This is a genomic window from Halorubrum sp. LN27 (assembly GCF_016635065.1).
GTDB lineage: Archaea > Halobacteriota > Halobacteria > Halobacteriales > Haloferacaceae > Halorubrum > Halorubrum salipaludis.
In genome coordinates this window covers 1,674,103-1,691,216 of the sequence record NZ_JAEPET010000001.1, presented here as the reverse complement: position 1 = coordinate 1,691,216, position 17,114 = coordinate 1,674,103, and the positions used below count along the sequence as shown (strand labels likewise).

Here is a 17,114-nt window from a genome sequence, read left to right as displayed (position 1 = left end):
CCGGACCTAAAAGCGTGGCACACCGGAAAACGAGGCGTCACGGCGGGGGGACCGTCCGTCTCCCCCGGGGATCGGTCGCCCGGTCAGGCCGTCTCCATCTCCCGCTCTAAGTCCCGGAGCCGCTCGATCCGGTTCTCCGTCGACGGGTGCGTCGAGGCGAGCTTGCCGACGATCCCAGACTTGATCGGGATGATGAAGAACGCGTTCATCTCCGCCTCCTCGCGGAGGTCCTCCTTCGGAACCCTGTCCATCCGGCCGTCGATCGTCATCAGCGCCGAGGCGAGCGCGCCGGGCTTCCCCGTGATGAGCGCGGCGCCGCGGTCGGCGGAGTACTCGCGGTACCGCGAGAGCGCCCGGATCAGCAGGAACGAGACGATCCAGACGACGATCGACACCAGGATGGCGACGATGACGGGCGCGCCCTGGCGGTTGTCGCCGCTGAACAGCCACCCCCACCGCACGATGAAGAACGCGATGGTCGAGAGGAACGAGGCGATGGTCATCACCATCACGTCGCGGTTCTTCACGTGCGCGAGCTCGTGGGCGAGCACGGCGTCGAGCTCGTCGTCGTCCAGCGACCGGAGCAGCCCGGTGGTCACGGCGACGGTCGCGTTCTTCTTGTTCCGGCCGGTCGCGAACGCGTTCGGCACCTGCGTGTCGGCGACGGCGACCGTCGGCTTCGGGAGGTCGGCCTGCTGGCTCAGCCGGTCCATCCGCCGGTGGAGGTCCGGATACTCCTCGGGGGTCACCTCGCGGGCGCCCATACTCCGCAGGGCGAGCTTGTCGCTGAAGAAGTACTGCGCGATCGAGAACCCGCCGAGCATGATCAGCGGGAACAGGAAGTCGCCGAAGTACACGGTCAACGCGCCGACGAAAACGACGTAGAGGGCGAAGAGCAGGAACATCGTGAACGCCATCCGTCCACGCAGTCCCCAGTCGGTCTTCCATTCCATACCCGAGTTTTACCGTTCGCCGGATTAAAGCCTGCCGGGGTTCCGAGCGGACCGACGTGACGGCGGAACCGTCCGACGACGGTGCGCTTTTGCCCCGCCCCGGCGATCCGCAGGCATGGAGACCGTTCTCGTCACCGGCGGCCGCGGCGCCTCCGGGCGCTGGGTCGTCGACCGGCTCGCGGGCGACCATGAGGTCGTCGTCGTCGACTACGAGCACCCCGGCCCGGACGCCGACCCGGCCCCGAACGTCTCGTTCCGCGCCGCCGACCTCGCGGACCGGGGCGAAGCGCTCGACACCGTCGCCGCCGTCGACCCCGACGCGGTCGTCCACTGGGCGGCGATCCCTGTCGCCGGCACGCACCCCGACGGCCGGGTGTTCGAGACGAACGTCGGCGCCGCGAAGAACGTCCTTGACGCCGCCGGGCGCGCCGACGCCCGGATCGTGCAGGCGTCGAGCGACGGCGCGTACGGGTTCTTCTTCGCCGATCCGACGCCGTTTCCGGACGAGCTGCCGGTCACCGAGGACCACCCGCTTCGGCCGGAGGACCCGTACGGCCTCTCGAAGGTGACCGCGGAGGCGGCCGCGGGGGCGGTCGCGCGCCGCGAGGGCGTCCCGGCCGTCTCGATCCGCCCCTCGTGGATCCAGTTCCCCGGCGAGTACGCCTGCCGGAGCGACGGGTACGTCGCCGATCTGGACGCGGGCGCCGGCAACTTCTGGTCGTACGTCGACGCCCGCGACGTCGCCGACCTCGTCGCCGCCGCGCTCGCGGAGACGGGGGGTCCGGAGCCGGCCGTCCCGTCCGGCACTCACGAGGCGGTCAACTGCGTCGCGACCGACAACGCGCTGGGTCGGCCCCTGCTCGACCTGCTGCGGGAAGCGTACGGGGAGATCCCCGACGACTGCGCGGTCGACGGGAGCGCGCTCGCCGAGGGCGACGACCGGGGCGCGTACGCGATCGCGAAGGCCGAGCGGCTGTTCGGGTGGACACCCTCGCGCTCGTGGCGCGAGGCGGCGAGCGACGAGATCCCGGAGCCGACGCTGTTCGAGCGATAACGCGATCGACGACCGCTCGACGCGCGGCGCGAGAAGAGCCGACCCCGCCGGGGTCGCCCCCGACGCCGACCGACCTCAGCCCTCGAGCTCGAACGCGACCTCGACCTCCGCCTGATACTGTCGGTCGGCCGCGCTCTCCAGTTCGACGCCGAACTCCTCGACCTCCGCCCAGTAGACGTTCTCCAGCGTGTCCTCGGCGCGGTCGATCGCGTCGTCGGCGGCGGCGTCGAAGCTCTCGTCGCTCGTCCCGATCAGCGTGATCTTTTTAAACACCATGTCGCGTGCTAGTTGGACGCACGGGCGTATAAAAGCAGGTGGAAATCCGCGACAGGGCGTGCGCCTCCCGTCGCGGTCAGGGACTGCCGGGCGCGCCTTCCATCACCGCGAACTCCTCGCCGTCGGCCTCGATGCCGATCACCGCCCAGTCGTACGGGGGCTTCTTGGAGACGAGCTGATCCCGCAGATCGGCCGCCCGGTCGCGCCACGTGACGAAACAGCGGAGCCGCGGGGCGTCGCCGCCGTCCGCGAGATACGGGTCCAGATCGTCGGTCTCCATACACAACACGGTCACGAGCACGCGCCGCCATTTCCGCTCCGCGACGAACTCCTGTCCGCCCTCGGAGACGGTGTACCCGAGTTCACGAAAGACGTCTCTGGCCTCCGTCGTCGGTGGGATGCTCGCAGTGGCCATCTACGCGGGGATTCGTCGCCATCCGTGATAAACTTTCTCACGATTTCACGCCGTCGCGATCGCCGGGGTCGGTCCCGTCGTGATCGGCCTCGTCGGCGTCGCTGCCGTCGGAGTCGTCTCCGCGGTCGCCGCCGCTCGACGCGGCCGAAAAGCGCACGAGCAGCAGGCCGCCGAGGACGACCGCGAGCCCGGCGATCGCCGCGAAGACGACGAAGAACGTCTCGGTAGACCCGTACGTCAGCACGGCGCCCGCGAGCGCCGCGCCGGCGGCGCCGACGCCGTACACGCCCAGGTAGAAGTAGCCGAACGAGAGCCCGCGGACGTCGGCCGCCGAGTACGCGGCCAGGAGCGCCTGCCGTATCGGCGCGGTCATGTATATCCCGGCGCCGAGCGCCCCGCAGACGACGAGCATCGGCGCGATCCCCGCGCTCGCCGCGGGGAGAAACGCCAGCGAGACGGCGACGATCCCCGCGTACGCGCCGATCAGCGCGTGTTCGATCCGAACGCGGTCGGTCAGCTTCCCGCCGACGTACTGCCCGCCCGCGCCGAGGAGCAGCAGCCCCGCGAAGACGTACTGGCTCGGCTCGAACGACTCCGCGCCGATCGGCACGGGCGCGAAAAGCGGGAGGTCGGCGAGTATCTCGGGGAGAAACGAGATGACGCCCCGGGAGTAGACGCCGTGGACCATCATGATCGCGAACGCGACGACGAACCCGCCGGTGAACAGGCGTCGCGACTGCGCGAGGAACGCGGCGACTCCGGTCTCGCCGTCGGTCGCGGACGGGGCGTCGGGCTCGGCCGCCGGATCGACCCCCGCGGTCTCGTCGAAGTCGAACCGAAACGCGAGCGCCGCCGCGGCGACGGCCGGGAGCGCGAAGGCGAACGCCACCCACTCCCACGAGGCGAAGGTCAACAGCACGGCGGCCGCGAACGGACCGATCGCGGTGCCGACGTTGCCGGCCGCGCCGTGGTACGCGAGCGCGGTGCCCTGCTCCGCGGTCCCGCGGGTCAGGAGCGACAGCGCCGCGGGGTGATACAGGCTGGAGGCGGCCCCCCACGCGAGCAGCGCGAGGGAGAGCACCTCGATTCGCGGCGACAGCCCGATCAGGACGAAGGACCCGCCCATCCCGAGGATCGAGGCGGTCACCAGCCGCGCCGACCCGTACTTGTCCGCGAGCACGCCGCTGCCGAGCGCGCCGACCCCCACGAGCGCGAGCCCGCCGCCGACGACCGCGCCGATCACGGCAGCCGACACGTCGAAATCGGCGAGCCAGTAGACGATGAAAAGCGGGATCGCGAGCTCGTAGAGGTGGAACGTGGCGTGACCGATCGTGGTGAACCCCACGATCGCGCGGTCGTTTCGGTTCATCGGCGGTTCTGTGGGCCCGTTCGCCCACCGCCGAGCTAAAGGTACACCTCCCGGCAATTCCGCCGCCGACCCGCCCTCACCGGTCGCGGCCGGCTCTCGGGGACCGTTCGCGGTCGGCTCTCTGAGGGTGGTCGGGTCCCGGGGATCCGGTTACCGGCGGGAACCCGGTCACTCGTGTGCGGCGTCCCACTCGTCCGGCTTTCGGAGGTTGCCGCACTCCGTACACTGGATCCGCCCCATCGTGTCCATCGCGGTGTCGAACGACTCACAGTTGCCGCAGCGGTACCCCCACCGCGAGGCGCCGTCGGCGTCGGCGAACACGACGTAGAAGGGGCCGTCGGCGCCCCGCTCGACCATCGCCCGGTCGGTGTACACCCGCTCGCCGTCGGCCGTCGTCGACGCGTCGAGACTCATGCGTGTCCGTATCGGCCGGAACCGCTTAAAAGCGTGACTCGACTGTCGGGACCGTCGGCCCCTTCGTTACGTCCGGAACGACTCGCCGCAGCCGCACTCGGAGACGACGTTCGGGTTCTCGACCTCGAAGCCGGCGGCCTGCAGGCCGTGCTCGTAGTCGAGCTTGCTCCCGCCGATGTAGTTCCGGCTCGCCGGGTCGACGAACACGCGCAGCCCGTGGTGTTCGACCACGAGGTCGTCGTCTTCCGGCTCCGTGTCGAAGCGCATCCCGTACGAGAGGCCCGCGCAGCCGCCCTGCTGGACGAACAGCCGGAGTCCGGCCTCCTCGGTGTCGAGGCCCTCGCCCTCCAAGAGCGAGAGCGCCTCCTCCGCGGCGTCTGCGGTCACCTCGATCGCCGGGTCGCTTCCATCGTTCCCCGTATCGACCGTATCGGTGCTCATGCGAACACGTTCTGTCCGAACGATAAAAACCCTGCCGGCGCCGGCGGTGGGGACGGGCCCGCCGCGGCGCGGGGCGCGGACGCTCAGTCGTCCGTCGACTCCGCGGCCGCCACCGGCTCGTCGACGTCGCCCGCGACGCTCCGGTCGGTGAGGTCGCCGCGGCGCCACGTCCCCCGGCGGTACCACGCGTACGCGACGACCGCGCCGACGACGTTCGATATCGCGAACGACAGCCAGACGCCGGTCTCGCCGAGCCGGCCGGCGGCGACCCACGCAATCGGGAACCGGACGACCCCAAGCATCAGCACCGAGATGGCCGCGGCGGTGAGCGTCTTCCCGGCCCCGCGGAAGCTCCCGGTGTACGCGCGCATGATGCCGATGAAGCCGAACGTCAGCGCGACGATCCGGAGGAACTGCGAGCCGACCGCCACCACGCGGGCGGCGTCGGCCTGGTCGGCGCCGACGAACACGGAGACGATCGGTTCGGGGACGAGGAAGACGACCACGCCGGCGGCCGAGAGGACCGCGAACAGCGTCTTGGCCGCCAGGTTCGCGGCCCGTTCGGCCCGGTCGGGCTTCCCCGACCCGATGTTCTGGCCGGTCATCGTCTCGACGCCGCGGGCGACCGCGATCGCCGGCAGGAAGATCACGGAGAACACCCGCGTGCCGATCCCGTAGGCGGCGACCACCGGGTCGGGGAACAGCGCGACGATGAAAAGCAGGAGGTTCATCGAGACCGCCCGCCCGGTCCCCTCGATCGAGGCCGGCAGGCCGATGCGGAGGAGCCGCCGCAGGTAGCTCATGTCGGGGACCATGTCGGCGACGTTGATCCGGACTCCCCGCACCCCGCGGAACATGATCGCCAGCCCGACGACCAGCGCCAGCGCCCGCGAGAACACGGTCGCGATCGCCGCGCCCTCGATGCCGAGCGCGGGGAACGGTCCCCACCCGAAGATGAGGAACGGGTCGAGCGCGATGTTGAGCACGACGGAGCCGAACATCACGAGCATGGGGGTGATCGTGTCGCCGTACCCGCGCATGAGCGCGACGAACACCGCGAAGCCGAACATGGCCACGAGCCCCAGCGAGATGACCTCCATGTAGCTCGACGCGAGGGGCAACACGTCCGCCGACGCGCCCATCAGCTCGAGGAACCGCCCGACGAAGAAGTAGCCGACGCCGCCGAGGAGCGCCGAGGCGAGCACCGCGAACGTCACCGTCTGCGAGGCGGCGTACTCCGCCTCCCGCGCCTCGCCCGCGCCGGTGTACTGGGCGACGAGCACGCTCCCCGCGACGGAGATCCCCATCCCGAGCGAGATGAGGAGGAAGACGAGCGGGAACGCGAAGCTGATCGCCGCCAGCGCGTCGGTGCTGTACTGCCCCAGCCAGAACGTGTCCGCCAGGTTGTACGCCGTCTGGAAGAGGTTGGTGACGACGATCGGCATCGAGAGGAAGAAGAGCGGCTTCGCGATCCCGCCCGACGTGAGGTCGAACTCCTCGGGGCCCTTGAACAGGGCGTCGACGCGGTCGATGAGTCCCATCAGGGCCCCTCCGCCGGCGTCCACGGCCCGTCAGGCGCGAGTCCGATCTCCGAGCCGCCGCGATCGCGGTCGGTACGGAACGTCGCGTCCGGGGTCGCCGCAGCTCCGTCTTCCATCGTGGTGATGTCGTACTTACTGACCAGTTAGTCAAAAGTCTTCGGAAGCCGGTACTCTCGTTTGAAAGGACCTCACTACCCGGGAAAGAACTGATACGCCGATGACTGTACGGTCAGATCGTTCGAGCGTCCGGGCGGCTCGGCCGCAATGGTTATTCGCCCGCGGCCGGAAGCGACGCGACATGGCCGAGCCATCGGGGCGGACCTTCTCGGAGACGGACGAGGAGATCATGGGGGCGACCTATCGAGCGCTCCGCGAGCACGGGTACGCCGACCTCACGATCAAGCGGATCGCGGCGGAGTACGGCAAGTCGACCGCCGCGATACACTACCACTACGACACGAAAGAGGAGCTGTTGGCGGCGTTTCTCGACTACATCCTGAACCGGTTCGTCGCCTCCGTCCGCGAGGTCGAGACGACCGACCCCGAGGAGCGCCTGACGATCCTGCTCGACAGGCTGCTCGTCGCGCCGCAGGAGAACCCGGACCTCTCGGTCGCGCTGCTGGAGATGCGGAGTCAGGCCCCCTACAACGAGGCGTTCGCAGAGCGGTTCCGGCAGAACGACGAGTACATCCGCTACCTGGTCAAGGCCGTCATCAACCACGGCATCGACGAGGGCGTCTTCGCCGATGTCGACGCCGACCGCGTCACGCGCTCGCTGATGACGATCGTCGACGGCGCCCGCACCCGATCGGTGGTGTTCGACGACGCGGGCGAGTACGAGCGCGCGCGGGAGACCGCGGCGGAGTACGTCGACGCGACGCTCCGCGATCCCGACGCTTAGCGTTCCGACCCCCCGTTCTCGGCGGCACCGGAGCCGGCCTCCGCACCGGCCGAAAGCTCCGCCGTACACCAGTGACAGAAGTCGAGCTCCGGGTCGACATCCTTCCCGCAGTTCGGACAGGAGTCGACCGTCCCCTCGACCCCGTTCCCGGTTTCAGTTTCGGCCCGCGAGTCCGTGCTCCGCGTCTCTCCGGTCGCCGCCGTCGCCTGCGCGATGGCGTTCTGCGCGCGGGCGACGACGTACGCGTCCACGACGCTGGCGCCGCCGACGATCAGGGTCGGGGCGACGCTCAGCGGGTCGACCGGCTCGCCGGCCGCGAGCGCCTCGATCGCCGCCGGATCGACGAGGACGTACGTCACCGCGAACAGCGTCGCGAACCAGCCGACCGCGCGGCGCCACCGGCGGAGATAGAGGTGGCCGAATCCGGTCGCGAGCGCTCCGAGCAGGGCGGCGAGCCACGGCCGCTTCTGCGAGGTGGTTCGCTCCATGGCCGAACTTATCGGTCGGTCAGCCATAAGCCTTCTACCCGCTCGGGGCGGTCGCCGCTCCCGGTCCGGACCGTCACGGCGCGCCGTCGATCGCCTCGCCGTCCGCCGGATCCGAGCCGGCGGGTGAGGGCGTTCCCGCGCGGACGGTTTCGACGCCGGAGTCCGGTCCGACGACCTCTCTGACTGTCACGTCGCGTTTCGGGTACGGGATCTCGATGTCGGCCGCGGACAGCGCCTTGTACAGCGCGCGGTTGAGCTCGTGTTGGGCGCGCCGCCGGCGCGTCGGCCCGTCGACCCAACAGAGGAGCTCGTACCGCAGCGCCGAATCGCCGAACGAGCGGAACCGGGCCCGGGGCGTCGGCGAGTCGCGGACCAGCGGCTCCGCCTGCGCGACCTCGATCGCAAGCGCCTCGAACGCGTCCACGTCGGTCCCGTAGGCGACCCCGATCGGGACGCGGACGCGGCGCCGGCGCCCCGGCGCGGACTCGTTCGTCACCTTCGCGGCGTTGAGCACCGCGTTGGGGACCGTCACCAGCACCTCGTCGCGGGTGAGGACCGTCGTCGAGCGCACGCCGACCTTGATCACGGTCCCCGCGGTGCCGTCGTCGAGGACGATGTAGTCGCCGATCTTGTAGGTGTCGTCGAAGTAGAGGGCGATCCCGCCGAAGAAGTTCGCGACGGTGTCCTTCGCGGCGAAGCCGACCGCGATGCCGGCGACCCCGGCCGCCCCGAGGAGCGGCGTGATCTCGACGCCCCACAGCCACAGCAGCGTCCCGACGCTTCCGACGAGCACCGCCAGGGTCCAGACGTTCGAGAACACGGGGGCGAAGTCGAACCGACCGCCCTCGGCGTTGACCTCGGCCACGAGCCGGTTCACGACGGTGTTGGCCGCGTACGCCCACACGAGGACGATGACCGACAGCGACGGGCGCCCGAAGATGTCGTCGAGCAGTTGGGGGTCCAACAGGACCGACCCCCGGACGGCGGGGACCTGCGTGAGCACGAACACGCCGGCCAGCGCGGCGGTGACGACGAGCGGGGCGCGCAGCGAGGCGATGACGATGTCGTCGTAGCCGGTGTCCGTGTGCGAGACGTACCGGCGGGCGAGCCGGAGGACGACGAACTCCATCGCCACGGCGGCGACGACGGAGACCGCGAGGACGGCGACCGTCGCCTCGATTGCCGAGAACCCATCGAACAGCGCGGACAGCGACGGTATCATGCCTTCGAGACGCGGCTGGGCGAGATAACCGTTGCTGCGGGCGACCGCGGCCGCTAACGCTCGGAGCGACCCGCTCGGAGACTCGAACCGCCGCTACTCGAACCGCCGCTACTCGAACCGCTTCCGGACGCTCTCGGCGTGCGCCTCCAGCCCCTCGGCCTCCGCGAGCGTCGTGATCGTGTCCGACAGTCCGGAGAGCGCGTCGCGGTCGAGCCGCTGGACCGTCGACGACCGGAGGAAGGTGTCGACGGAGAGCCCGCCGTACCGCTTTGCGCCGCCGTTCGTCGGTAACACGTGGTTCGTCCCGGTCGCGTAGTCGCCGGCGGCGACGGGCGAGTACGGGCCGAGGAACACCGAGCCCGCGTTGGAGATCCGATCGAGGAGCGCCTCGTCGTCGGCGGCGACGATCGAGAGGTGCTCGGCCGCGTACTCCTCGGCGAACAGCACGGCCTCGGGCATCGACCGCGCGTGAAGGACGCCGGAGGCCTCGTTGTCGAGGGCGGCCCGGATCGTCTCCTCGCGCTCGCGGCCGGCAGCCTGCTCGTCGACCGCGTCCGCGACCGCCTCGGCGAGGTCGGCGTCGCTCGTGACCGCGACCACGGAGGCGTTCGGGTCGTGCTCGGCCTGCGCGACCAGATCGGCCGCGACGAGGTCGGGGTCGGCCGTCTCGTCGGCGAGCACGAGCACCTCGCTCGGCCCGGCGAGGAAGTCGATCTCGACGTCGCCCTGCACGACCGCCTTCGCGGCGGTCACCCATTTGTTGCCGGGGCCGACCACCTTCTGTGCGTTCGTGACCGTCTCCGTGCCGTACGCGAGCGCGCCGATCGCCTGCGCGCCGCCGACCTGGTACACCGCGTCGGCGCCGGCCTCGTGGACCGCCGCGAGCGTCACCGGGTTCAGCTCCTCGGCGGGCGGGGTTGCGACCGAGACGTGGTCGACGCCCGCGACGGTCGCCGGGATCACGCCCATCAGCGCGCTTGAGGGGTACGCCGCTGCGCCGCCGGGCACGTACACGCCCGCGCGGTCGAGCGGGCGGAACCGGCGCCCGAGCTCGCGGTCGCCGAACGCCTCGCGCCAGTCCTCGGGGCGCTGTCGCTCGTGGAACTCGCGGACGTTCGCGGCCGCCTCTTGGATCGCGTCGAGCACCGGGTCGTCCGCGTCGTCGAGCTCGGCGTGTGCGCGCTCCGCGTCGTCCGTCACGTCGATGTTTCCGACGGTGACGCCGTCGAACTCCTCGGAGAACTCCCGCAGCGCCACGTCTCCCTCCGTCCGGACTCGGTCGACGATCTCGCTCACGTCGTCGCGGACCGCGTCGACGCCCGCGTCGCGCTCGAAGAAGGCGCGGCGCTCGGCCGGCGAGAGGTCGGCGACGGTTCGTACGTCCATACCCGTGCTCGGAGCCGCGGTCAAAAGGGCGTTCCGACTCTCACTCCGGGCATCGACCCCGACGCGCCGACGCCTAACTCGGTCACTCAAGCGGCCGGATCCCGGTCGCGTCCAGCGCCGCGAGCGCGATCAGTCCGACCAACAGCGCGGCGGCGGCGAAGAGGATCGGCGCCGACAGCGCCACGGCGACCTCGTAGGGCGCGACGAGCCGGGTCGTGCCGCGGACGACGAACGACAGGAAGACGAGCCCGAACGCGGCGAGCGCGAGGCCGACGAACCGGGACCTGTTCACGGCGCCCCCGCTCAGTCTGACTGGGGGATCCCCGACCCGTGGGGCCCGTGGTCGCGGTGTTCGCGAGACGTGTCGAAGCCGCCGCACATCTCCTCGAACACCGCCTCGGGGTCGCTGTTCCACTGCCACTTCCAGCGGGTCCGGACGAGCAGCGAGATCTTGCGGACGAAGGAGAGCTCCGGGGTCGTCGACACCGTGTCGTACCCCAGGTCCCGGATCAGCCGGTGGTGGTCCGCGTACAGCACCGCCGCGAGCAACACCGCGAGCTGGCAGTCCTCGGGGAGGTACTTGATCCCGGCGACGCCCTCCTCGTAGAGGCGCTCGGTCCGGGCGAGCTCCTCGCGGACCGCGGCCGCGACGTTCTCGTCGAACTCCAGGTTCAGGATCTGCTCCTCGCTCACGCCGTGTCGTCGGAGCGTCTCGAGCGGGAGGTACACCCGGTCGCGCTCGACCACGTCCTCGCGCACGTCCCGGATGAAGTTCGTCATCTGGAACGCCTCGCCGAGCTTCGTCGCGTGGGGGAGCGCCTTCGCCTCCGCCGCCTCGTCTAACTCCATGATCGCCGTCATCATCCGGCCGACGGCGGCCGCGGAGCCGTCCATGTACGACTCCAGCTGATCGTACGTCTCGTACCGGTCGGTGTCGATGTCGCTCGCCATCGCGTCGACGAACGCGTGCACGTCTTCGTCCGGAATGCCGTGCTCGTCGCAGACCGCGGCGAACGCCTCCAACACCGGGTCGTCGGTCTCCCGCTCGCCCAGCGCGGCCCGGCGGAGCCGGTCGAGCTCCGCCCGCTGTTCGTCCGGCGGCGCCGTCTCCTCGGCGTCGACGACCTCGTCCGCGATCCGGAAGAAGCCGTACAGCACGTAGGTCGGGTGGCGGATCCGCTCCGGGAGCAGCCGGGTCGCGACGTGGAACGTCTTCCCGGTCCGGCGCTGGATCCGCTTCCCGCGGGCAACCTGCGTTTTCTCTACCATGCTGACCTCTGGCGGTCGGCAGGGAGGGTCGAGAGCGGGTCGCCGATCATAACATACGGGTCGGACTGCAAGAACATAACAGTTCGCACAGCGCGGTCGGGTGCCCGCCGGCACGCGTTCGGGGGCGTCAGTAGAAGGTGTCGGCGCAGTCGTAGACGACCCCGTGCGCCGGGCAGACGTACTTACAGTGCCGGTGGTACATCGGCGTCTCGCAGCGGGGGCAGGGCCGGCCGCCGGCCGTCTCGTTCCCCTCGGCGTCGCTCATACCGGATCGAAGGGCGCCGCCGACATAACCGCTGTCCTCCGGCGGAGAGCCGTCCCGGTCAGGCGTCCGCCAGCGAGTCGTACACCGACTCCGCGACCGACGCCTGACCGAACGGGAGCGTCAACACGCCGCCCCACTCCTCGTCGGTCAGCGCGGAGACCGTCGCCTCGTCGAGCTCGACCCGCCGGACCTCGGTCCCGTCCAGCGCCATCGACACGACGAACCCCTCCGGGTCGTCGGTCGCGCCGGCGTCCGCCAGCCCCGACTGCAGGGCGTCGATCCCGGCCTCGCCGAGCGAGACGTACACGAGGTGCTCGTCGTTCTCGGCGATCACGCCCTGCACGCGGTCCAGATCGCTCGCGCCGAAGAGGCTCCGATCGTCGTCGCCGTCCCGGAGCAGCCGCGCCTCGAAGGGCGCCTCGGGGTCGACCGGGACCGACCCGGACTCGCCGCCCTCGTCGCCCGCGCCGTCGGCGCCCGTTCCGACCGCGTCTCCGCCGGGGCCGCCCCCGTCGCCGACCGCGTCGCCGTCCGTCACCGAGGCGGCGCCGGCGAACCCGACGGCGCCCACCGCGAGCGCGGCCCCGACTCCGCCGAGCATGCCGCGTCGAGAGAGTTCCATACCCGACGGTCCCCGTCGGCGGTGAAAAGGGTTACACGCCGATTCACGCGGCTGATAACGGGAACGGCGACCGAGCAGTCGATGCTCCCGCGATCACAGTATGTCCGCCACGCGAAACCGACGGTAGCCGAACGCGAGCGAGAGGACGAGCCAGGCCGCGAGAACGGCGAACCCGGCCCACTTTGGAGGGTAGAACGACGCCGACACCGGGTACGACATCAGCTCGTCGAAGGTGGGAATCACCGCCCGCGTCGCGTAGTCGACCGCCGCCGTCGGGTTGAGCGCGTAGACGACGATCAGCCACGGGGGAGCACCGGAGTCCGGCGGAGTGTAGCCGACGGTGACCGTCTGCAGCACCGCCGTGACGACGTTCCATCCCAGCAGAAAGGTCACGTAGAGGCCGGCTGCACCGATAAACGCCGTCTGCCGAGTCCGCATCGCGGACGAGAACCCGATGCCGATCGCGACGTAGACCGCGCCGTAGAAGACGGTCAACAGGGTGTAGAGGAGGAACTCGACGGCCGCGAACGACTGGTAAGTCGCCAGTGCGAAGGCGGCGACGACCGCGTAGCCGCTGAGGATGGCGACGGTCAGAACGGCACACCGACCGACGAACTTTCCGAGAACGACGTCGCGTCGCGAGTTCGGCAGGCCGATCAGGAGCTTGATGCTCCCGCTGTCCCGCTCGCCGGCGACGGCGGCGTAGGAGATGCCCAGCCCCAGCATCGGGACGAAGAAGGACATCGGCTGGCCCATGCTGTTGAGCAGCGCCAGCGTGCTTGTCGGGACCTCGCTGTCGGCGTACATCCGCGGGACGTGTTGAATCGCCGCCCAGAGCCCGGCGGTGAGGACGAACAACAGCGTGGTGGCGAGGAACGCTCCCGAACGGATCGCGTCGTTGAAGTCCTTTCTGGCGACGGCGGCGAGGGACATTTGTTAGATAGTTGTTACTCTCCGTCAATAAACCTTGAGAGGCGCTCCCCCCGATCTGCCGTCAGTTGCCTTCGAACGCGACCGACTCGCGGGTCGCCGTCTCGCCGAACAGCCAGTCGGCGTGGTCGACCGCGTACTCGCGGTGCTCCTCGGTGATGTAGCCGAGCGCGTCCTCGACGACGACGGGGCGGTAGTCGCGGAGCCCGGCGCTGCCGGCGGTGTGGAGCACGCAGACGTTCGCGAGCGTCCCGCAGATCAGCAGGTCAGAGATTCCGTGCGCGTCGAGGTACCCCTCCAGATCCGTCCGGTAGAAGGCGTCGTACGTGTGTTTCTCGACGACGTGGTCCTCGTCGCGCACGTCGAGGTCGTCGACGAGCTCGGCGTCCCACGACCCCTCGACGACGTGTTCGCCCCACCGGTCGAACTCGTCGTAGTAGTGGGCGTCGTCGAACTGCTCCGGCGGGTGCACGTCCCGGGTGTAGACGACGCTCGCGCCGGCGTCGCGGGCGCGGTCGACGAGGGCGGTCACCGGCTCGATCGCCGCCTCGCTCGGCTCGGCGTACAGGCTCCCGTCGGGGCGGCAGAACCCGTTTTGCATGTCGACGACGATCACCGCGGTCTGGGTCGGGTCGTACGGCATACGCGGTCGTTGTGCGCCCGGGTGCAAAAACGCACGGCGCGGCGGCGCCGCACACCGATTTCGCGGCGCGATCGGGCGGAACGGGCGGCCGGCACGGGCCATCCCCTCGATCGACACCGGGAGTGGGTGTTGCAGATCGGTTGTGTTGATTCGGTATTTATACCGATGTGAGCGACGGCGACGATCGCTTATAAAGAACGAGGCGGTCGGCGCGTGCCTCCGAGGCCGCTTCGCGGCCGAGGAGCACGCGCGAGGTCGCCGGCGCTACGCGCCGGCTGCCAGAGGGACCTTCGGTCCCTCGCTGGAGTCAGTCGCCGGAGCGAAGCGGAGGCGACTGACGAGGCTGGGGAGGCGTGAGGGTGCGGTACTGTGCGGGGCGGGATTCAAAGGGGCAGCCGTGAGAGTGGCGTAGGGGACGTAAGCACCGCAGGAACGAGCGCAGCGAGTGACGAGGAGCGCAACGAGCGTACGCCACTCTCACGGCTGGGGCTTTGGTGGCGTTCACCGCGGAGGTTTCGATCGCGTATCGCCGAGCGGCTGGGGCTTTGCAGGTTTTCACCGCGGAGTCATCGATCACGTATAAACAGCCGCCAGCAACACCACAACACCACTCATAAACAACCGACTCATCACAGTGATTCACGTATTCCCGCCGTCGATCAGCGACCAAGCACGTGCTTTCGCGCGTCGAAAAGCGGGGAGAGAACCGCGGGTCGCAGGGAGCCGTCGCCGACTCGGAGCCGTCGCCGGCTCAGTCGTCTTCGAGCGCCTGCGCGATGCGCTGGAGCTGGCGGGTGGCGTCGCGGACCTCGTCGCGGAGCTGGCGCACCTCGCGGACGAGCTCCTCGTTGCCGGCCTGATCGCCGCGCTCCTCGCCGCGACCGCCGGCGCCGCCCGGACCGCCGCCCATGCCCGGCGGGCCGCCCGCGCCGCCCGGACCGCCGCCGCCCATCATGCCGGACATCATCTGCGCGAAGGGGTTGCCGCCGCCGCCACCGCCCATGCCCGGCGGGCCGCCGCCGCCCATCATCTCCTCGGGGTCGGGCCGGTCGCCCTCCTCGCGCTCCTGCTCGCGTCGCTCGCGGATCTCCTCGACGCGCTCGCGGAAGGACTTCTCCTCGCCGTCGTCGCCTTCGGCGGCGCTGTCGCCCTGTTCCTCGCCGGCGTCGCCGTCGGTGGCGTCGTCGTCTGCCATGGACCTCGGTTCGGCGTCCCGGCCGAAAAGGGTTGTCGTGCCGCCCGCGACGGTGCGTTTATAAGCGATCGACGGCTCGGCCGGCGTCGGCGAACCCGATCCCGCCGCGCGAGCGGACGGAAGTCGGACCGAGGTCCGGGGTCGGACCGAGATCGCCACCGGCGTCACGCCCGAACCGTCCGATGGCAGTTCGGGCACTCCGCCGCCTCCCCGTCTCCGCCAGCCATCGGGACGCGGTCGCCGCAGTTCGGACACCGCCTCCGAGTGCGCGCGTACTCGGTGCGCGACCGGACGGCGGATCGGTCGGTGTCGTCGGACATACACCATTGTCAACAAATTGCATACAAATAGCTTATCGGTATATTCCTAAAACACGATTTAGGCGGCTCACGGGACGATTCCCGGAGCGGCGCTACTCGTGGCCGGAGACGCGGACCGGCTCGTACGGCTCTTCGAGCCACTCGACGTCGGAGTCCGACAGGTCGATGTCGAGCGCCTCGACGGCGTCTTCGAGGTGTTCGACGCTGGTCGTTCCGACGATGGGGGTGTCAACCCACTCCTTGTGGAACAGCCACGCCAGCGCGATCTGGGCCATCTTCACGCCCTTCTCGTCGGCCAGCTCCGCGACGCGCTCGTTGACCGCCGGTCCGCCGCCCTCGCGGTACGGGTGTTCGTAGAGGTGCTCCTCCGTCTCTCCGCGGAGCGTCGCGTCCACCTCCTCGTGCGGGCGCGTGAGGTACCCGCGCGCGAGCGGGCTCCACGGCATCACGCCGATCCCCTCCTTCTCACAGAGTGGAAGCACCTCGCGTTCCTCCTCGCGGTACGCGAGGTTGTAGTGGTTCTGCATGGTTGCGAACCGCTCGTACCCCTCGCGGTCGCTCGCGTGCAGCGCCTCGGCGAACTGGTGGGCCCACATCGAGGAGGCGCCGACGTGCCGGACTTTGCCGCGTCGGACCGCGTCGTCGAGCGCCGCGAGCGTCTCCTCGATCGGCGTGTCGTAGTCCCAGCGGTGGATCTGGTACAGGTCGATCGTCTCCATTCCGAGCCGGTCGAGGCTGTGCTCCAGCTCCTGTTCGATCGCCTTCCGCGAGAGCCCGCCCGAGTTCGGGTCCGACTCGTCCATCTGGAAGTACGCCTTCGTGGCGACGACGAACCGGTCGCGGTCGTACCCGTCGAGCGCCTCGCCGAGGACGCGCTCCGACTCGCCGTTCGAGTACATGTTGGCGGTGTCGAAGAAGTTCACGCCGAGCTCGACGGCGCGCTCGACGAGCTCTTTCCCCTCCTCCTCGTCTAACACCCACTCGCGCCAGTCCGAGTCGCCGAAGCTCATGCAGCCGAGACAGATCTTCGAGACCGTCGTCCCGGTGCGTCCGAGCGTCGTGTACTCCATACGCCGGCCAGACGGAGCGGGAGTAAAAAGCTATCCGCGCCGGGGACGGTCGAGGGGGACTAGCTGTCGCGGAACGACGCGGTGTACACGAGGAAGGCGCCGGTGAGGAGCACGAACGCGAGGAACGTCACGAGCGCGAGCACGTTCGCGACCGGCGCGAGGGGGGCGAGGAACGACTGTCCGGTCGAGTCGAGCACGAGCACGGCGAGGAGGGCGGCGATCAGACCGAGGAGCCAGTTCGTGAGGATCTCGTCCATACCTCTCCCGTCGCCGACCCCGAGTAAAAAGGCGGGGATGTCGCGGGCCGAGGGCGGTTGCCGCGGGCGCTCGCCCCCCACAC

General features: G+C 70.1%; 22 protein-coding genes. 2 read left to right on the top strand and 20 right to left on the bottom strand.

Translation table 11 applies throughout. From position 1 onward, the window contains the following. Positions 1 to 83 precede the first annotated feature (83 nt). Positions 84 to 953, bottom strand: a complete 870-nt coding sequence (htpX, locus tag JIN95_RS08345; protein WP_095637643.1) for a zinc metalloprotease HtpX — start codon at positions 951 to 953, stop codon at positions 84 to 86. A gap of 115 nt (positions 954 to 1,068) precedes the next feature. On the opposite strand from htpX, the gene JIN95_RS08340 reads away from it, so the two are divergent. Continuing rightward, positions 1,069 to 2,007, top strand: a complete 939-nt coding sequence (locus tag JIN95_RS08340) for an NAD(P)-dependent oxidoreductase (protein ID WP_200531077.1) — start codon at positions 1,069 to 1,071, stop codon at positions 2,005 to 2,007. Between the two features lie 75 nt (positions 2,008 to 2,082). On the opposite strand, the gene JIN95_RS08335 is transcribed toward JIN95_RS08340, so the two are convergent. From JIN95_RS08335 to JIN95_RS08310, 6 genes are all read right to left on the bottom strand, one after another. Further along, positions 2,083 to 2,283 (bottom strand): dodecin, encoded by a 201-nt coding sequence (locus JIN95_RS08335; protein WP_095637645.1) that lies wholly within the window; start codon positions 2,281 to 2,283, stop codon positions 2,083 to 2,085. A 76-nt stretch (positions 2,284 to 2,359) separates the two neighbouring features. Beyond that, the gene (locus JIN95_RS08330) at positions 2,360 to 2,698 is read right to left on the bottom strand and encodes a hypothetical protein (protein WP_095637646.1); all 339 of its coding nucleotides are present in this window, start codon (positions 2,696 to 2,698) and stop codon (positions 2,360 to 2,362) included. 37 nt (positions 2,699 to 2,735) lie between these two features. Next, positions 2,736 to 4,067, bottom strand: coding sequence for an MFS transporter (locus JIN95_RS08325; RefSeq protein ID WP_200531076.1), 1,332 nt, complete (start codon positions 4,065 to 4,067; stop codon positions 2,736 to 2,738). A 168-nt stretch (positions 4,068 to 4,235) separates the two neighbouring features. Next, entirely contained in the window at positions 4,236 to 4,481 is a 246-nt protein-coding gene (locus JIN95_RS08320) for a DUF5816 domain-containing protein (RefSeq protein ID WP_095637648.1), read from the bottom strand. Positions 4,482 to 4,547: 66 nt separating this feature from the next. After that, positions 4,548 to 4,922 carry an iron-sulfur cluster assembly accessory protein gene (locus tag JIN95_RS08315; protein WP_095637649.1) on the bottom strand — a complete coding sequence of 125 codons (375 nt, stop codon included), beginning with the start codon at positions 4,920 to 4,922 and terminating at the stop codon, positions 4,548 to 4,550. A gap of 83 nt (positions 4,923 to 5,005) precedes the next feature. Further along, on the bottom strand, positions 5,006 to 6,463 hold the full coding sequence (locus JIN95_RS08310) for an MATE family efflux transporter (RefSeq protein WP_200531075.1): 1,458 nt from the start codon (positions 6,461 to 6,463) through the stop codon (positions 5,006 to 5,008). A 298-nt stretch (positions 6,464 to 6,761) separates the two neighbouring features. Between JIN95_RS08310 and JIN95_RS08305 the strand changes: the two genes are divergently transcribed. Continuing rightward, on the top strand, positions 6,762 to 7,364 hold the full coding sequence (locus tag JIN95_RS08305; RefSeq protein ID WP_200531074.1) for a TetR/AcrR family transcriptional regulator: 603 nt from the start codon (positions 6,762 to 6,764) through the stop codon (positions 7,362 to 7,364). Here JIN95_RS08305 and JIN95_RS08300 read toward each other — a convergent pair. The 13 genes from JIN95_RS08300 to JIN95_RS08240 form a co-directional block, all read right to left on the bottom strand. Further along, positions 7,361 to 7,852 carry a zinc ribbon domain-containing protein gene (locus JIN95_RS08300; RefSeq protein ID WP_200531073.1) on the bottom strand — a complete coding sequence of 164 codons (492 nt, stop codon included), beginning with the start codon at positions 7,850 to 7,852 and terminating at the stop codon, positions 7,361 to 7,363. The two genes, JIN95_RS08305 and JIN95_RS08300, sit on opposite strands and share 4 nt — an antisense overlap. 73 nt (positions 7,853 to 7,925) lie before the next feature. Continuing rightward, entirely contained in the window at positions 7,926 to 9,074 is a 1,149-nt protein-coding gene (locus JIN95_RS08295; RefSeq protein WP_200531072.1) for a mechanosensitive ion channel family protein, read from the bottom strand. A 108-nt stretch (positions 9,075 to 9,182) separates the two neighbouring features. Then, positions 9,183 to 10,460, bottom strand: coding sequence for a histidinol dehydrogenase (hisD, locus tag JIN95_RS08290; protein WP_200531071.1), 1,278 nt, complete (start codon positions 10,458 to 10,460; stop codon positions 9,183 to 9,185). 82 nt (positions 10,461 to 10,542) lie between these two features. Continuing rightward, entirely contained in the window at positions 10,543 to 10,752 is a 210-nt protein-coding gene (locus tag JIN95_RS08285; RefSeq protein WP_095637655.1) for a hypothetical protein, read from the bottom strand. 11 nt (positions 10,753 to 10,763) lie between these two features. Beyond that, positions 10,764 to 11,729 (bottom strand): phytoene/squalene synthase family protein, encoded by a 966-nt coding sequence (locus JIN95_RS08280; protein ID WP_200531070.1) that lies wholly within the window; start codon positions 11,727 to 11,729, stop codon positions 10,764 to 10,766. A gap of 127 nt (positions 11,730 to 11,856) precedes the next feature. Beyond that, positions 11,857 to 11,994 carry an HVO_2523 family zinc finger protein gene (locus tag JIN95_RS08275; RefSeq protein ID WP_198951563.1) on the bottom strand — a complete coding sequence of 46 codons (138 nt, stop codon included), beginning with the start codon at positions 11,992 to 11,994 and terminating at the stop codon, positions 11,857 to 11,859. Positions 11,995 to 12,052: 58 nt separating this feature from the next. Beyond that, positions 12,053 to 12,616, bottom strand: a complete 564-nt coding sequence (locus JIN95_RS08270) for a hypothetical protein (protein WP_095637657.1) — start codon at positions 12,614 to 12,616, stop codon at positions 12,053 to 12,055. Between the two features lie 93 nt (positions 12,617 to 12,709). After that, a complete protein-coding gene (locus JIN95_RS08265) occupies positions 12,710 to 13,549 on the bottom strand; it encodes an ABC transporter permease (protein WP_095637658.1) in 840 nt (279 codons plus the stop codon). 61 nt (positions 13,550 to 13,610) lie between these two features. After that, positions 13,611 to 14,189, bottom strand: a complete 579-nt coding sequence (locus tag JIN95_RS08260) for an isochorismatase family cysteine hydrolase (RefSeq protein ID WP_200531069.1) — start codon at positions 14,187 to 14,189, stop codon at positions 13,611 to 13,613. Positions 14,190 to 14,940: 751 nt separating this feature from the next. Continuing rightward, on the bottom strand, positions 14,941 to 15,384 hold the full coding sequence (locus tag JIN95_RS08255) for a hypothetical protein (protein ID WP_095637660.1): 444 nt from the start codon (positions 15,382 to 15,384) through the stop codon (positions 14,941 to 14,943). A gap of 164 nt (positions 15,385 to 15,548) precedes the next feature. Next, positions 15,549 to 15,704, bottom strand: coding sequence for a hypothetical protein (locus tag JIN95_RS08250; protein ID WP_198951564.1), 156 nt, complete (start codon positions 15,702 to 15,704; stop codon positions 15,549 to 15,551). A 92-nt stretch (positions 15,705 to 15,796) separates the two neighbouring features. Continuing rightward, positions 15,797 to 16,774, bottom strand: coding sequence for an aldo/keto reductase (locus tag JIN95_RS08245; protein WP_200531068.1), 978 nt, complete (start codon positions 16,772 to 16,774; stop codon positions 15,797 to 15,799). A 59-nt stretch (positions 16,775 to 16,833) separates the two neighbouring features. Next, positions 16,834 to 17,031, bottom strand: a complete 198-nt coding sequence (locus JIN95_RS08240; protein WP_200531067.1) for a hypothetical protein — start codon at positions 17,029 to 17,031, stop codon at positions 16,834 to 16,836. Between the last annotated feature and the right edge of the window lie 83 nt (positions 17,032 to 17,114).

Coding starts and splice junctions, on each gene's coding strand:
- htpX (WP_095637643.1), bottom strand. CDS start 953: ATGGAATGGAAGACCGACTGGGGACTGCGTGGACGGATGGCGTTCACG.
- JIN95_RS08340 (WP_200531077.1), top strand. CDS start 1,069: ATGGAGACCGTTCTCGTCACCGGCGGCCGCGGCGCCTCCGGGCGCTGG.
- JIN95_RS08335 (WP_095637645.1), bottom strand. CDS start 2,283: ATGGTGTTTAAAAAGATCACGCTGATCGGGACGAGCGACGAGAGCTTC.
- JIN95_RS08330 (WP_095637646.1), bottom strand. CDS start 2,698: ATGGCCACTGCGAGCATCCCACCGACGACGGAGGCCAGAGACGTCTTT.
- JIN95_RS08325 (WP_200531076.1), bottom strand. CDS start 4,067: ATGAACCGAAACGACCGCGCGATCGTGGGGTTCACCACGATCGGTCAC.
- JIN95_RS08320 (WP_095637648.1), bottom strand. CDS start 4,481: ATGAGTCTCGACGCGTCGACGACGGCCGACGGCGAGCGGGTGTACACC.
- JIN95_RS08315 (WP_095637649.1), bottom strand. CDS start 4,922: ATGAGCACCGATACGGTCGATACGGGGAACGATGGAAGCGACCCGGCG.
- JIN95_RS08310 (WP_200531075.1), bottom strand. CDS start 6,463: ATGGGACTCATCGACCGCGTCGACGCCCTGTTCAAGGGCCCCGAGGAG.
- JIN95_RS08305 (WP_200531074.1), top strand. CDS start 6,762: ATGGCCGAGCCATCGGGGCGGACCTTCTCGGAGACGGACGAGGAGATC.
- JIN95_RS08300 (WP_200531073.1), bottom strand. CDS start 7,852: ATGGAGCGAACCACCTCGCAGAAGCGGCCGTGGCTCGCCGCCCTGCTC.
- JIN95_RS08295 (WP_200531072.1), bottom strand. CDS start 9,074: ATGATACCGTCGCTGTCCGCGCTGTTCGATGGGTTCTCGGCAATCGAG.
- hisD (WP_200531071.1), bottom strand. CDS start 10,460: ATGGACGTACGAACCGTCGCCGACCTCTCGCCGGCCGAGCGCCGCGCC.
- JIN95_RS08280 (WP_200531070.1), bottom strand. CDS start 11,729: ATGGTAGAGAAAACGCAGGTTGCCCGCGGGAAGCGGATCCAGCGCCGG.
- JIN95_RS08275 (WP_198951563.1), bottom strand. CDS start 11,994: ATGAGCGACGCCGAGGGGAACGAGACGGCCGGCGGCCGGCCCTGCCCC.
- JIN95_RS08270 (WP_095637657.1), bottom strand. CDS start 12,616: ATGGAACTCTCTCGACGCGGCATGCTCGGCGGAGTCGGGGCCGCGCTC.
- JIN95_RS08265 (WP_095637658.1), bottom strand. CDS start 13,549: ATGTCCCTCGCCGCCGTCGCCAGAAAGGACTTCAACGACGCGATCCGT.
- JIN95_RS08260 (WP_200531069.1), bottom strand. CDS start 14,189: ATGCCGTACGACCCGACCCAGACCGCGGTGATCGTCGTCGACATGCAA.
- JIN95_RS08255 (WP_095637660.1), bottom strand. CDS start 15,384: ATGGCAGACGACGACGCCACCGACGGCGACGCCGGCGAGGAACAGGGC.
- JIN95_RS08250 (WP_198951564.1), bottom strand. CDS start 15,704: ATGTCCGACGACACCGACCGATCCGCCGTCCGGTCGCGCACCGAGTAC.
- JIN95_RS08245 (WP_200531068.1), bottom strand. CDS start 16,774: ATGGAGTACACGACGCTCGGACGCACCGGGACGACGGTCTCGAAGATC.
- JIN95_RS08240 (WP_200531067.1), bottom strand. CDS start 17,031: ATGGACGAGATCCTCACGAACTGGCTCCTCGGTCTGATCGCCGCCCTC.